The following is a 13130-nucleotide window of genomic DNA, read 5'->3' as shown; positions in this document are numbered from 1 at the left end:
CCCCCCCCCCCCCCCCCCCCCCCCCCCCCCCCCCCCGCGCGCCCGCCCCCCCCCCCCCGGCGGATCGTCGGTCGGCCCCCTTCAGGTAGCGCCGGGCCATGCCCGGCGGATTTTCAGCGCGGCGGGGTCGCTCAGCGCCGATGCGCCAGCAACAGGTGGAAATGCTTGTCGCGCGACTGCCCGTCGTTGCCGGTGGCCGTCTCGAGGTGGCTGCGCCAGGCCGAGACGTTGAAGCCGGCCACCCGCAGCGCCAGCTCCACGGCATCGAGCTCATGCAGCTGGAAATCGGCCGCGAACGGCAGGCTGCGCATGAAGCCTGCATCGCCGAAGGCCAGGCACAGGCGGCCACCGCGGCAGAGCACGCGCGCCAGTTCGTCCAGCACCGGGGCCAGGTTCGGCCAGAAATACAGCGTGTTGACCGCCAGTGCGGCGTCCACCGAAGCATCGGCCACCGGCAGCGCGTGGGCATCGCCGTGGCGCAGGGCGGCGCGATCGGCCAGGCCAACACCGGCCAGATGCTGGTTGCCGGCGTCGACCATCGCCGTGGACAGCTCGATGCCCAGATACCGGCTGTCCTCCGCCTGCAGCAGCAGCGGCGCGAAGGCCGCATTGCCCGGGCCGATCTCCAGCACCTGTTCGCCCGGCGCCACCGCCAGCAGGGTGATGGCGGCGCGGTTGAGCTCGCCGTTGCTGCGGTTCATCGATTCGCCCACGGCCAGAGCGGCCTCGCCGTGGGGGTGCCGCAACTGCGCGGCCAGGGTGCGTGCGTCCAGCATCGACAACGTCCATGAAGAAGGAATCGGACGTGGCGTCGGCGGGTCCGCCGGTGACCATAGCGCCGGGTCGGTGGATTGGGAAGTAGGAAAACCCCGCGTCGAGGTGATCAGCAAATGGCCAGCGTCGCAGTCCCTGAGACCAGGTTGTCCACAGGGGGTGTGGATTACGCGTGGGCAACTTTGTGGATAAGCCGCGACAGGCTCCACCCCCCTAGGGTGTCAAGATGGGTGGCGAAAAATTCACCGCCGGTGATGAGGGGTGACGGACGTGTGAAGGCCGGTCGATGCCAACGCTGTCACCGGTAGCGGCGCTCGCGGTACCCTGTCTGCCTTGATGCCCCGTGAGACCCCATGAAACGTCATTTCTCGATGCTGCGTGAGTTCCAACTGGCGGACTGGTTCACCCTGGCCAACGCCTTCTGCGGCACCGGGGCGGTGTTTGCCGCCATGCGCTTCCTGCAGGACGGCGAGCGCGGCTACCTGATGTTCGGCATGGCGCTGATCCCGCTGGCCTTCATCTTCGATGCCCTCGACGGCCGCATCGCGCGCTGGCGCAAGTCCAGCTCCACCCTGGGCCGCGAGCTCGATTCGCTGTCGGATGTGATCTCCTTCGGCGTGGCCCCGGCGGCGCTGGCCTATGCCTGCGGCATGCAGGGCGGCTGGGACTGGCTGGTGCTGAGCTACTTCGTCTGCTGCGGCGTCAGCCGCCTGGCCCGCTACAACGTCACCGCCGAGGCGATGTCTGGGGAAGAGGGCAAGGTCAAATACTTCGAGGGCACGCCCATTCCAACCAGCCTGGCGCTGGTGATCGTGCTGGCCATTGCCGCCGGCACCGATGCCATCGGCCATGACCTCTGGTTCGGCCAGTGGCAGCTCGGCCCGTGGCAGCTGCACCCGATGGTGCTGCTGTTCGCCCTGTCCGGCTCGCTGATGATCAGCAAGACCCTGCACATTCCCAAGCCATGACCCAGCCCAGCGGAGGCCCGCGATGACCAGCTCGGCCCACGACGCCGGCAGCAGCGATTTCGAGAACCTGTCCCGCCAGTACTTCGGCGCCTGGGGCGATGCCCTGCGCCATGCCGCTACGCCGGGGGCACCGGCCGGCGACGACCCGGGCAGCTGGCAGCGCCTGTTCGACTGGTGGGGCCAGCTGCTGCCCGAACAGGGGCAGGGCGCGCCGGAAGATGCGCTGCGCCGCTTCCGCGAGCAGGCCGGCAGCTGGTACGGCACGATGCAGGAAGTGGCCGCGCGCTTCGCCGGCCGCGATGCCAGCAGCGCCGACGTGGCCCAGGCCTGGCGCGAAGCCGTGCAGGGGCAGGGTGACGGCATGCTGCAGTGGATGCTGCAGGGCGCACGTGGCAGCACCCAGGCGGGTGCCGCGCTGCCCGAATTTGCCGCATGGCTGCAGCAGTGGCAGGTACAGGCCGGCCCGTGGCTGCAGAGCCCGGCCTTCGGGCCCGGCCGAGAGCACCAGGCGCGCTGGCAGACCCTGCTGCGCGCGCAGGAGGAATACCAGCAGCATTCGCGCGCCTACGTGGACCAGATCAAGCAGGCGCTGGAAGAGGCCTTCGACCTGTTCGAAAAGCGCCTGGCCGAGCACGAGCAACCGGGCAGCCAGCTGACCAGTGCGCGGGCGATGTTCGACCTGTGGATCGAGGTGGCCGAAGAGGCCTACGCCAAGGTCGCCCTGTCCGAGGCGTTCCAGCAGGTCTACGCCTCGCTGGGCAACGCACAGATGCGCCTGCGTGCCAGCCTGCAGCGCGAGGTCGAGCAGGTGAGCGAGCGCATCGGCCTGCCCACGCGCAGCGAGATGGATGCCGCCCACCGACGCATCGCCGAGCTGGAGCGCTGCCTGCGCCGCCTGCAGGCGCAGGTGGCCGTGCTGGCCGGGACCGCCGAGGTCGACCCGGTGGCACAGCCGGCGCCGGCCAAGGTGAAGCCGGCCGCACGCAAGCCCGCGAAGAAGGCCGCGCCGGCGAAGAAATCCGCCGCGCCGAAGCCGGCTGGCAAAAAGGCCGCTACCAAGAAAGCTCCGGCGAAGCCCGCCGCACGCCGCACCACTGCGCGGAAATAACAACCGATGAAAGGACCGCTGGGCTTCAACGCCGATGACCTGATGCAGGAAACCCTGGCCATGCAGCGCAAGCTGATGGAAGGGCTGAAGCTGCTGCCGCAGGTGGAGGACGTGGACTATGGCGCCACTGCCCGCGAGGAAGTCTGGCGCGACGGCAAGGTGGTGCTGTACCGCTTCGTGGGCGAGCAGGCGCCGACCCGCAGGCCACCGCTGCTGATCGTCTACGCGCTGGTGAACCGGCCGTACATGGTCGACCTGCAGGCCGACCGTTCGCTGGTGCAGAAGCTGCTGGCGCTGGGCCAGGACGTGTACGTGCTGGACTGGGGCTACCCGGACCGCTCCGAGCGCTTCCAGACGCTGGAGGACTACCTGCTGCGCTACATCGATGGCGCAGTGGATGCGCTGCGCACGCGCAGCGGTGGGCCGGTCGACATGCTGGGCATCTGCCAGGGCGGCGTGTTCGCCCTGTGCTATGCCGCGCTGCGCCGGCAGAAGCTGGGCAGCCTGATCACCATGGTCACCCCGGTCGATTTCCACACCGCCGACAACATGCTCTCGCACTGGGCGCGGCAGGTGGACGTGGACCTGCTGGTGGACACGCTGGGCAACATCCCGGCCGACCTGATGAATGCCAGCTACCTGATGCTCAAGCCGTTCCGGCTGAACGTGCAGAAGTACGTGGGCCTGCTCGACATCCTCGACGACAAGGCGGCGCTGGAGGATTTCCTGCGCATGGAGAAGTGGATCTTCGATTCGCCGGACCTGGCAGGCGAGGCGTTCCGTGACTTCATCAAGCAGTTCTACCAGGGCAACGGGCTGGTGAACGGTACGGTGCGGATCGGCGAGGAAGCGGTCGACCTGTCGCAGGTGACGCTGCCGGTGCTGAACATCTATGCCGAGCAGGACCACCTGGTGCCGCCCGACGCCTCGCGCGCGATGCGTGGGCGCCTGGGCACCGACGATTACACCGAGTCCAGTTTCCGCGGTGGCCACATCGGCATCTACGTTTCCGGGCGCGCCCAGCGTGAAGTACCGGCAACCATCGATGGCTGGCTGAAGGCCCGCGACCGGTAGAGTCGAGCTTGCTCGACTGCCCCTGTAGAGTCGAGCCATGCTCGACTATTGCTGAGGTCCAGATGGCATCACGACATCTACTGATCCTTGCCGCACTGCTGTCAGCGCCATTCGCCCACGCCGCCCCCGGCCCGCAGGCGCAGCGCGAGATCGCGCAACTGATCGGCAGCCTCGATGGCTCGCAGTGCCGGTTCCAGCGCAATGGCAGCTGGCATGACGCGGCCGAGGCGCGTGCGCACCTGCAGCGCAAGTACGACTACCTGCTGAAGAAGGACAAGGTGGACAGCGCCGAGCAGTTCATCGAGCGCGCCGCCAGCCAGAGCAGCATGAGCGGCAAGGCCTACCGCATCCAGTGCCCGGGAAAGGCTGAACAGACCGCCGCCGCCTGGTTCGGCGCCCGCCTGCAGGCCCTGCGTCAACGCACGCCGTAGACATACCGGCGGTGTAGAGTCGGGCCACGCTCGACCGCTCTTTCTGGTTCCCGAGGAGGTGCCACCATGAACACCACGCCACGCACGCTGTCGCGTTCGTTGAACGATCGGATGATCGCCGGCGTGATGGGCGGCATTGCCCATCGCTTCGGCTGGAACCCCACCCTGGTGCGGATCGTATTCGTGCTGGTCTCGATCGGCTCGGCCGCCTTCCCCGGCATCCTGGTCTACCTGCTCCTGTGGCTGCTGATCCCGAACGAGGCCGATTGAACGCCGCCTCCCGGCCCTGGCCGCTCTGGCTGCGCGCGCTGCAGGTGCTGGGCGCGGCCTGGACCCTGCCCAATACGCTGATCGGGGTGATCGGCGGGCTGGCCGGGCTGCTGGGCGGGGCGAAGCTGCGCTGGAGCAGTCGCGACTGTGCGCTGATCTTCGACCACTGGCCCTGGGGGCCGGGCGGGGCGATCACCTTGGGCAACGTCATCCTGCATACCGGCCACGACCTGGGCATGTCCTGCCGCACCTATGCGCACCAGGCGGGGTGGGGCGTGGAGCCGCTGATCCGGCTGGATGACCATGAGCGGGCGCACGTGTACCAGTACCTGGTGCTGGGGCCGCTGTACCTGCCGGTGTACCTGCTGTGCGGGGGCGTGAGCGCGCGCAACCCGTTTGAGCGGGCGGCGGATCATTACGCCCGGTTCGGGCACGGCTGGTGGCCGTAGTTTCCAGCCAACGGCGCAGCCCCTCGTGGCTGGGGTGCGGTGATTCATGGGGGCTGGCCGGGCAGGTGGATTGCGCAGGGGACGCTGCAAGTACATCCCTGTAAGCTCGGTCGCCGCATCCATGCGGCTCACGCCCCTGCGCAACCCACCTGCCCGGCCACGGACACGTTCCTGCGGCGTCCAGCCACGGAAAAGAAAAAGAACAGCAGAAACGGGTCGCGCGCTGCGCTTGCTCGCAGCCGAGCAAGGCTCGGCTCTACAGGAAGCAAAGAGCGGCCGGCCAGGCTGCTTTGCTTTTGATCTTCTTTTTCTTTTCCGTGGGTGGAGGCACCCGGGAACCGCCCGGCCCAGCTCGCAATGCCAGTTGACTGCCAGTCGACCCACCCCCGCCACCCATGAGGGGCTGCGCCGTTGGCTGGAAACCCCCGTTTGTTAGCCGGAGGTTAAAGATCCGTAAGCGTTCTGCAGTGATCGGGCAGTCATCTGCATGCAACCGATCGTCATTAGCCTTCGTGACGTTCCAGTCAGCTTGATCGCGGTAAGCTCTATCCCGATGAGCTCGCAAGTACCGCTCATCGTGTGCAGTACGCAGTAGCAATTTGGAGGAAGACATCACATGGCAATTGTTCTCTATGTCGGTGGTAGCAAGGATGGCGAGAAGGGCGTGGTGCCCTACGGCTTCAGCAAATCCCGCGCCGACACCGCGCTGGGGCCGGAGTTCTACACCGAGCGGTTCATGGAACTGCAAGGTGTCGGCAAGGTCCGGTTGATGGCCCTGGAAAGCCTGCGTGACGACATCGTCATGCAGCGCGCCGCCCGCCACTACCGTTGACCCCGTAACACGCGGCAGGGCGCGCCCACCATCGCGCGCCCGCGCCGGCATCCCAGCCCCCCTCGCCAGGATGCCGGCGTCCCGACCGGCCGCCGGAGGCTGAATCCCGCCCCCTGTCAACGCCTTGTCCCGCTTGGTCGTGGGTTGCCAGAATGGGGCCTTCCCGTAATGCGGCCCAGACCTGAAGCAATGCACGACGCCAAGAACGCCCAGAGCGCGCTCGCCCAGCAGATCGCCCAGACCATCGCCGACGAGATCGGTGCCCAGTCCGCCCAGGTACGTGCCGCCGTCGGCCTGCTCGACGAGGGTGCCAGCGTTCCGTTCATCGCCCGCTACCGCAAGGAAGTGACCGGTGGCCTGGACGACACCCAGCTGCGCAACCTGGAAACCCGCCTGACCTACCTGCGCGAGCTGGAAGACCGCCGCGCCGCCGTGCTGGCCAGCATCGGCGAGCAGGGCAAGCTGAGCGACGAACTGCGCAACGACATCCTCGCCGCCGATACCAAGAGCCGGCTGGAAGATCTGTACCTGCCGTACAAGCCCAAGCGCCGCACCCGCGCGCAGATCGCCCGAGAGGCCGGGCTGGAGCCGCTGGCCGATGGCCTGCTGGGCGACCCGACCCGGGATCCGCAGGTGTTCGCCGCCACCTTCGTTGACACCGACAAGGGCGTGGCCGATACCAAGGCCGCGCTGGAAGGTGCCCGCGCGATCCTGATGGAGCGCTGGGGCGAAGACGCCGCGCTGGTCGGCGAGCTGCGCACCTGGCTGGGCGAGGGCGGCGTGATCCGCGCCCGCGTGGCCGAGGGCAAGGAAAACGAAGGCGCCAAGTACCGCGATTATTTCGAACACGCCGAGTCGCTGGCGAAGATTCCCTCGCACCGCCTGCTGGCGCTTTTCCGTGCGCGCCGCGAAGAGATCCTGTTCCTGGAACTGGACCCGGGCAGCGATGCCGAGGCCGGCCACCAGTACGCCGAAGGGCGCGTGGCGCGCAAGGCCGGCATTGCCGACCAGGGCCGTGCTGCCGACCGCTGGCTGCTCGATGCCTGCCGCCTGACCTGGCGCGCCAAGCTGCACACGCACCTGCTGCTGGACCTGTTCAACCAGGCGCGCGAGAAGGCCGAGGCCGACGCGATCGCCGTGTTCGGCGACAACCTCAAGGACCTGCTGCTGGCCGCACCGGCCGGGCCGAAGACCGTGCTCGGCCTGGACCCGGGCATCCGCACCGGCTGCAAGATCGCCGTGGTCGATGCCACCGGCAAGCTGGTGGCGACCGAGACCATCTACCCGCACGAGCCGCGCCGGCAGTGGGACCAGTCGCTGCAGACGATCAAGCAGCTGTGTGCGAAGCACAACGTGGAGCTGATCGCGATCGGCAACGGCACCGCCAGCCGTGAGACCGACAAGCTGGCCGGTGAGGCCATCAAGGCCGCCGGCAACCCGAAGCTGCAGAAGGTGGTGGTCAGCGAAGCCGGTGCCTCGGTGTACTCGGCGTCCGAATTCGCGGCCAAGGAGTTCCCCGGCCTGGACGTGTCGCTGCGTGGCGCGGTGTCGATCGCCCGCCGCCTGCAGGACCCGCTGGCCGAACTGGTGAAGATCGAACCGAAGGCGATCGGTGTCGGCCAATACCAGCACGACGTGGACCAGTACCGCCTGGCGCGGGCACTGGATGCGCGCGTGGAGGACTGCGTGAACGCCGTCGGCGTGTACGTCAACACCGCCTCGGCCGCGCTGCTGTCGCGCGTGTCCGGCCTGTCGTCGACAGTGGCCGAGAACATCGTGCGCCACCGCGATGACAACGGCCCGTTCAAGCGCCGCAAGGACCTGCTGAAGGTGGCGCGGCTGGGCGAGAAGACCTTCGAGCAGTGCGCCGGCTTCCTGCGCATCGCCGATGGCGACCAGCCGCTGGATGCCTCGGCCGTGCACCCGGAAGCCTATCCGGTGGTCGAGCGCATCGTCGCCAGCACCGCGCGCCCGATCAAGGCGCTGATCGGTGATGGCAGCTTCCTGCGAGGCCTGAAGGCCGAGCAGTTCACCGACGCGACCTTCGGCGTGCCGACCGTGCGCGACATCCTCAAGGAACTGGAAAAGCCGGGTCGCGATCCGCGTCCGGAGTTCAAGGCCGCGCGCTTCGCCGAGGGCGTCGAGGACATCAAGGATCTGCGCGAAGGCATGGTGCTGGAAGGCGTGGTCAGCAACGTGGCGGCCTTCGGTGCGTTCGTCGATATCGGCGTGCACCAGGACGGCCTCATCCACATCTCGGCGCTGTCGGACACCTTCGTCAAGGACCCGCGCGACGTGGTCAAGGCCGGCGACATCGTCAAGGTGAAGGTGCTGGAGGTGGACGTGCCTCGCAAGCGCATCGCCCTGACCCGGCGCCTGGACGACACCCCCGGCCAGTCCACCAGCCGGCCCGGCCAGCGCGAGGAGCGTGGCCAGGGGCAGGGGCCGCGCCGCGATGCCGGCGGTCCGAACCGTGGCCAGAACCGCGGGCAGGGCAATGGCGGCCGCCCGGCGCAGTCGGCGCCACCCGCCAACAATGCCCTGGCCGACGCCTTCGCGCGCGCCAAGCGCAGCTGAGTCCGGCACCCCTCCAGGCGCTCGCCTGCGAGGGGGGACTTGTCGAGGTTCCCCCGCAGTGCGCACACTTGCGCCCAAGGGGGGCCATCGGGCCGTCCCGTCGTCGCCGGGGAGGGCCGTGGCGCCAATCGTTCCCGCCAGCTTCCATCAGGGTTGCAGCCTTGCGCTGCGGCCCGCGCGCGCCTGCGCGCAGGGCAGGGAGAGCTGATGGGCGGCCCCGGCAACAACGAAGGCAACCTGGTCGAGCGGCGCCTGGTGGAGCTGGCCGAAGACCGCCGCCGCCTGGCGATGATCATCGAAGGCACCGCAGCGGGCACTTGGGAGTGGAACGTGCAGACGGGCCAGATGCGCATCAACGCGCGCTGGGCCGAGATCGTCGGCTATCGCCAGGAAGAGCTGGAGCCGGTGAACCAGGATACGTTCCAGGCGCTGGTCCATCCCGATGACCTGGCCCGTTCCGATGCCGCGCTGGAGGAGCACTTCCGCGGGCACGCCGACCACTATGCGTGCCTGCTGCGCATGCGCCACAAGGACGGCCGCTGGATCTGGATCCACGACCGCGGACGCGTATTCGAGCGGGACGGGCAGGGCCGCCCGGTGTGGATGGCCGGCGCCCACGATGATGTGACCGAACTGCAGCAGGCCCGGCAGGACGCGGCGGAAATGCGCCAGCGGCTGCAGGCGCTGGTCGATGCGTCCGACGAAGTGGCGGTGATGGCCACCGACCCGCAGGGCATGATCACCCTGTTCAACAGCGGCGCCGAGCGCCTGCTGGGCTATACGGCCGATGACGTGGTGGGCCGGGTCGACCCGGGCATTTTCCACGAGCCTGAGGAGATCGCCGTGTTCCTGGCGCCGCTGGCCGATGCCGAAGGGCGCCTGCCGACCGTCTTCCAGGCACTGGCCGCGCAGGCCCAGGGCGGCACGTTCTCACGGCAGTGGACCTTCCTGCGCAAGGATGGCCAGCGCCGCCAGGTGCGCCTGTCGATCAGCCGCATGGACGGTGCCGACGGCCAGCGCATCGGCTACGTCGGCATGGCCATCGACATCACCGAGATGCAGCAGGCGCGTGCGGATGCGCGGCTGGCCGCGGACAAGTTTGCCGGTGCGTTCACCTCGGCGGCGCTGGGCATGGCCCTGGTCTCGCTGGAAGGGCGCTGGCTGGACGTCAACAATGCGCTGTGCCGGATCCTCGGCTACCCGCGCGAAGAGCTGCTGCAGGTGGATTTCCAGCGTCTGACCCATCCGGCCGACCTGCAGACCGACCTGGCGCTGGTGCAGGACCTGCTGGCCGGCCGGCGCAATTACTACCATCTGGAAAAGCGCTACCTCAACCGCGATGGCAACACCATCTGGGCGCGCCTGTCGGTCTCGCTGGTGCGCAACGAGCGCGGCGAGCCGCTGCATTTCGTGTCGCAGATCCAGGACGTCACTTCCCAGCGCAGCAGCGAGCAGCGCCTGTACGAAACCGAGCAGCGCAGCCGCATCACCCTGGATGCGGTGGCCGACCTGGTGCTGAGCGTGACCCTGGAAGGGCGTATCGAGTACGCCAACGCTGCGGCCGTGCGCATCCTGGCGGATGACAACGCGCTGGCCCTGGCCGGGCACAACGTGCAGGACGTGCTGTCGCTGACCACCGAGTACGCGCCCGGCTCGGTGCTGGATGTGGCGGTGCTGCTGGACCCGGACAGCAACGCGGTGGACCTGCATGCCGACCTGCTGATGCGGCTGGGCGCGGCCACGGTGCCGGTGGACCTGACCCGCGCCTGGCTGCGCGATGACGAAGGCCAGGTGCGTGGGGCGGTGTGGGTGCTGCGCGACGATACCCAGCAGCGCGCCCGCCAGCGCGAGGCACGCCACCTGGCCGAGATCGATCCGCTGACCGAGCTGGGCAACCGCCGTGGCTTCGAGGCGCACCTGCAGCAGGCGATCACCCGCGTCGAGCGCACCGGCCAGGCGGCCTCGCTGATGTTCATCGACCTGGACCGCTTCAAGCCGGTCAACGACACCTGGGGCCACCTTGCCGGTGATGCGGTGCTGTGGGCGGTGGCCAGCGTGCTGCGCCATGGCGTGCGCGATTCGGACATCGTGGCGCGGCTGGGCGGCGACGAATTCGCGGTGATCCTGCCCGGCTGTGGCCCGCGCCGGGCCGCGCGCATCGGCCGCGAACTGCTGCAGACCCTGGCCGCGCTGTCCATTCCGTGGGACACGGCGCGGCTGCGGATCGGCGCCAGCATCGGCATCGCGCCGCTGGAGGCGGGCATGACGGTGGACGAGGCGGTGGCGTCGGCCGATGCCCAGTGCTACCGGGCCAAGGCCATGGGCCGCAACAACGTGCAGGTGCAGGGCGAGCTGGGTGAACTGCCCGGCGAGGACAACGACGCGGGCTGAACCGGTGCGTACCGGGCGCCCGCATGAAGCATGTTTCATTTGCCCGCACCGGCCGATTTGGCGAGCATGGGCGAGTCTGGACTTCAGCGGTGCCCATGTCGCGCGTATTGACCATCGAGGACGATGCCATCACCGCCCAGGAAATCGTGGCGGAACTGGGCAACCATGGGCTGCAGGTGGACTGGGTGGCCGACGGCCGTGAAGGCCTGGTCCGTGCCGCCAGTGGCGACTACGACGCCATCACCCTGGACCGCATGCTGCCCGGGCTGGATGGCCTGGCCATCGTCACCACCCTGCGCCGGATCGGCGTGCAGACCCCCGTGCTGATGCTCAGCGCACTGTCCGACGTGGACGAGCGCGTGCGCGGCCTGCGCGCCGGTGGCGATGACTACCTGACCAAGCCGTTCGCCTCCGACGAGATGGCCGCGCGGGTGGAAGTACTGCTGCGCCGCCGCCAGCAGCCGGCCAGCAACGAGACCGTGCTGCGCGTGGGCGACCTGCAACTGGACCTGCTGGCACGTACCGCCCACCGCGGCGGCCGCAGCCTGAGCCTGCTGCCGACCGAGTTCAAGCTGCTGGAATACCTGATGCGCAACGCCGGGCAGGTGCTGACCCGGATGATGCTGTTCGAGGAAGTGTGGGGCTACCACTTCGACCCGGGCACCAACCTGATCGACGTCCACATCGGCCGGCTGCGGCGCAAGCTCGACCAGGCCGACCTGCCGTCGCTGATCCGTACCGTGCGCGGCAGTGGCTATGTCCTCAGCGAAACTGTCTGACGGCTGGCGTTCGTCCAGCAGCCGCCTGCTGGGGCTGTACAGCCTGCTGTTCGTGGCCTGGTCGTGCGTGCTGCTGGGCGTGCTGTACTGGCGCGTGTCGCTGTACCTGGACGAACTGGCGCAGTCGGCGGTGCTGCAGCGTGCGCACCTGTTCGAGCACTTCAGCGGCGACGCGCTGACCGAAGCGCTGCGCGAGAACCGCCGCTATGACCTGCACGGCATCGATGCCTACGGTCTGTTCACCCCACAGGGACAGCCGCTGGCAGGCGTGCTGAAGACCCTGCCGAAACAGCTGCCGCTGGATGGCAGCGCGCACCCGGTCTCGGGCCTGCCGATCACCGACGCCAACGCGCAGGGCAAGCGCGGCTTCGGCCTGGCGATGCCCACCCGCGACGGCCGCATCCTGGTGCTGGTGCGTTACAGCGGGCCGTTGAACGAGGTGAACCATCTGATCCTCGATGCACTGCTGTGGGGCGTATCGCTGACCCTGGTGCCGGGCCTGCTCGGCTGGCACCTGCTGCGAAGACGCCCCCTGCGGCGCATCCAGGCCATTGAAGAAGCGACTGCACGGATCGTGGCCGGCAACCTCGGCCAGCGCCTGCCGCTGTCCAACCGCCGCGACGAGCTGGACATGCTGGCGTCGATCGTCAACGCCATGCTCGACCGCATCGAGCAGCTGATGACCGAGGTCAAAGGGGTATGCGACAACATCGCCCACGACCTGCGCACGCCGCTGACGCGGCTGCGCGCGCAGCTGTACCGCATGCGCCAGCAGGTGGGTGATGGCGAGCCGCAGGCACTGGCGCTGGAACAGGTGCTGGACGAGACCGATACGCTGATGGCGCGGTTCCGCGCGCTGCTGCGCATTTCCGAGCTGGAGGACCACCAGCGCCGGTCCGGCTTCGTGACCCTGGCGCCGGAGGCATTGCTGCAGGAGATCCATGCGTTCTACGCCCCGCTGGCTGAAGAGAAGGGGCAGTGGCTGGAGCTGGAGCTGGCTGCTGATCTGCCCGGCGTGCTGGGGGATCGGGGCCTGCTGTTCGAGGCGATCGGCAACCTGCTGGACAACGCGATCCGCTTTGCGCCGGAGGGTGGCCGGGTGCGGCTGGCGGCGCGGGTGCAGGAGGGCGCGACGTGCATCGTGGTGGAGGATTCCGGCCCGGGCATTGCCGAGGCGGAGCGCAGCCTGGTGTTCCAGCGTTTCCATCGCGCCGATGCCAGCGCGGGCGGGGGATTCGGGCTGGGGTTGTCGATCGTGGCGGCGATTGCCGGCCTGCACGGGTTCCGGGTGACGGCGGGGGAGTCGCGGCTGGGTGGCGCAGGTTTCAGCCTGCTGTGCCGGCCGCAGGTGTTGTAGGGGTGTGTTCTTTTGCAGGGCCTGCAGCCCTGCACCTGCAGAAGCCACTTCAACGTCAAATGCTTGCATTCCGTGGGATGGCGGGGTGGGTCCGGTTGAGGGGGACGCCGTAAATACGTC

At 68.7% G+C, this 13130-nt stretch carries 12 protein-coding genes; 11 read left to right on the top strand and 1 reads right to left on the bottom strand.

The window, feature by feature from the left end; translation table 11 throughout:
- Positions 1-131: 131 nt before the first annotated feature.
- Positions 132-782, bottom strand: a complete 651-nt coding sequence (locus IAE56_RS18205) for a class I SAM-dependent methyltransferase (protein ID WP_200753497.1) — start codon at positions 780-782, stop codon at positions 132-134.
- A 345-nt stretch (positions 783-1127) separates the two neighbouring features.
- Here IAE56_RS18205 and IAE56_RS18200 point away from each other — a divergent pair, with 345 nt between their 5' ends.
- From IAE56_RS18200 to IAE56_RS18150, 11 genes are all read left to right on the top strand, one after another.
- Entirely contained in the window at positions 1128-1742 is a 615-nt protein-coding gene (locus IAE56_RS18200; protein WP_079222297.1) for a phosphatidylcholine/phosphatidylserine synthase, read from the top strand.
- 22 nt (positions 1743-1764) lie between these two features.
- Positions 1765-2850, top strand: a complete 1086-nt coding sequence (gene phaE / locus IAE56_RS18195; RefSeq protein ID WP_200753496.1) for a class III poly(R)-hydroxyalkanoic acid synthase subunit PhaE — start codon at positions 1765-1767, stop codon at positions 2848-2850.
- A gap of 6 nt (positions 2851-2856) precedes the next feature.
- Positions 2857-3924, top strand: coding sequence for a class III poly(R)-hydroxyalkanoic acid synthase subunit PhaC (phaC, locus tag IAE56_RS18190; RefSeq protein ID WP_200753495.1), 1068 nt, complete (start codon positions 2857-2859; stop codon positions 3922-3924).
- A 62-nt stretch (positions 3925-3986) separates the two neighbouring features.
- Entirely contained in the window at positions 3987-4355 is a 369-nt protein-coding gene (locus IAE56_RS18185; RefSeq protein WP_200753494.1) for a YfeK family protein, read from the top strand.
- 66 nt (positions 4356-4421) lie between these two features.
- Positions 4422-4625: a PspC domain-containing protein gene (locus IAE56_RS18180; protein WP_200753493.1), complete on the top strand. Its 204-nt coding sequence runs from the start codon at positions 4422-4424 to the stop codon at positions 4623-4625.
- On the top strand, positions 4622-5074 hold the full coding sequence (locus tag IAE56_RS18175) for a hypothetical protein (protein WP_200753492.1): 453 nt from the start codon (positions 4622-4624) through the stop codon (positions 5072-5074). The genes IAE56_RS18180 and IAE56_RS18175 overlap by 4 nt, the downstream gene beginning before the upstream one ends.
- Positions 5075-5690: 616 nt before the next feature.
- On the top strand, positions 5691-5906 hold the full coding sequence (locus IAE56_RS18170; RefSeq protein ID WP_025879252.1) for a hypothetical protein: 216 nt from the start codon (positions 5691-5693) through the stop codon (positions 5904-5906).
- A 189-nt stretch (positions 5907-6095) separates the two neighbouring features.
- Positions 6096-8483 (top strand): Tex family protein, encoded by a 2388-nt coding sequence (locus IAE56_RS18165; protein ID WP_200753491.1) that lies wholly within the window; start codon positions 6096-6098, stop codon positions 8481-8483.
- A gap of 207 nt (positions 8484-8690) precedes the next feature.
- On the top strand, positions 8691-10874 hold the full coding sequence (locus tag IAE56_RS18160) for a PAS domain-containing protein (RefSeq protein WP_200753490.1): 2184 nt from the start codon (positions 8691-8693) through the stop codon (positions 10872-10874).
- 95 nt (positions 10875-10969) lie between these two features.
- Positions 10970-11653 (top strand): response regulator transcription factor, encoded by a 684-nt coding sequence (locus IAE56_RS18155; protein ID WP_079222289.1) that lies wholly within the window; start codon positions 10970-10972, stop codon positions 11651-11653.
- Entirely contained in the window at positions 11631-13010 is a 1380-nt protein-coding gene (locus tag IAE56_RS18150) for an ATP-binding protein (protein WP_200753489.1), read from the top strand. The genes IAE56_RS18155 and IAE56_RS18150 overlap by 23 nt, the downstream gene beginning before the upstream one ends.
- Positions 13011-13130 lie beyond the last annotated feature (120 nt).

It is taken from the genome of Stenotrophomonas sp. S41 (genome assembly GCF_016624625.1).
Taxonomy (GTDB): domain Bacteria; phylum Pseudomonadota; class Gammaproteobacteria; order Xanthomonadales; family Xanthomonadaceae; genus Stenotrophomonas.
The sequence above is the reverse complement of the archived record's forward strand: the minus strand, read 5'-3'. Positions and strand labels throughout refer to the sequence as shown.

Coding starts and splice junctions, on each gene's coding strand:
- phaC (WP_200753495.1), top strand. CDS start 2,857: ATGAAAGGACCGCTGGGCTTCAACGCCGATGACCTGATGCAGGAAACC.
- IAE56_RS18150 (WP_200753489.1), top strand. CDS start 11,631: ATGTCCTCAGCGAAACTGTCTGACGGCTGGCGTTCGTCCAGCAGCCGC.
- IAE56_RS18170 (WP_025879252.1), top strand. CDS start 5,691: ATGGCAATTGTTCTCTATGTCGGTGGTAGCAAGGATGGCGAGAAGGGC.
- IAE56_RS18180 (WP_200753493.1), top strand. CDS start 4,422: ATGAACACCACGCCACGCACGCTGTCGCGTTCGTTGAACGATCGGATG.
- IAE56_RS18200 (WP_079222297.1), top strand. CDS start 1,128: ATGAAACGTCATTTCTCGATGCTGCGTGAGTTCCAACTGGCGGACTGG.
- IAE56_RS18155 (WP_079222289.1), top strand. CDS start 10,970: ATGTCGCGCGTATTGACCATCGAGGACGATGCCATCACCGCCCAGGAA.
- IAE56_RS18160 (WP_200753490.1), top strand. CDS start 8,691: ATGGGCGGCCCCGGCAACAACGAAGGCAACCTGGTCGAGCGGCGCCTG.
- IAE56_RS18185 (WP_200753494.1), top strand. CDS start 3,987: ATGGCATCACGACATCTACTGATCCTTGCCGCACTGCTGTCAGCGCCA.
- IAE56_RS18165 (WP_200753491.1), top strand. CDS start 6,096: ATGCACGACGCCAAGAACGCCCAGAGCGCGCTCGCCCAGCAGATCGCC.
- phaE (WP_200753496.1), top strand. CDS start 1,765: ATGACCAGCTCGGCCCACGACGCCGGCAGCAGCGATTTCGAGAACCTG.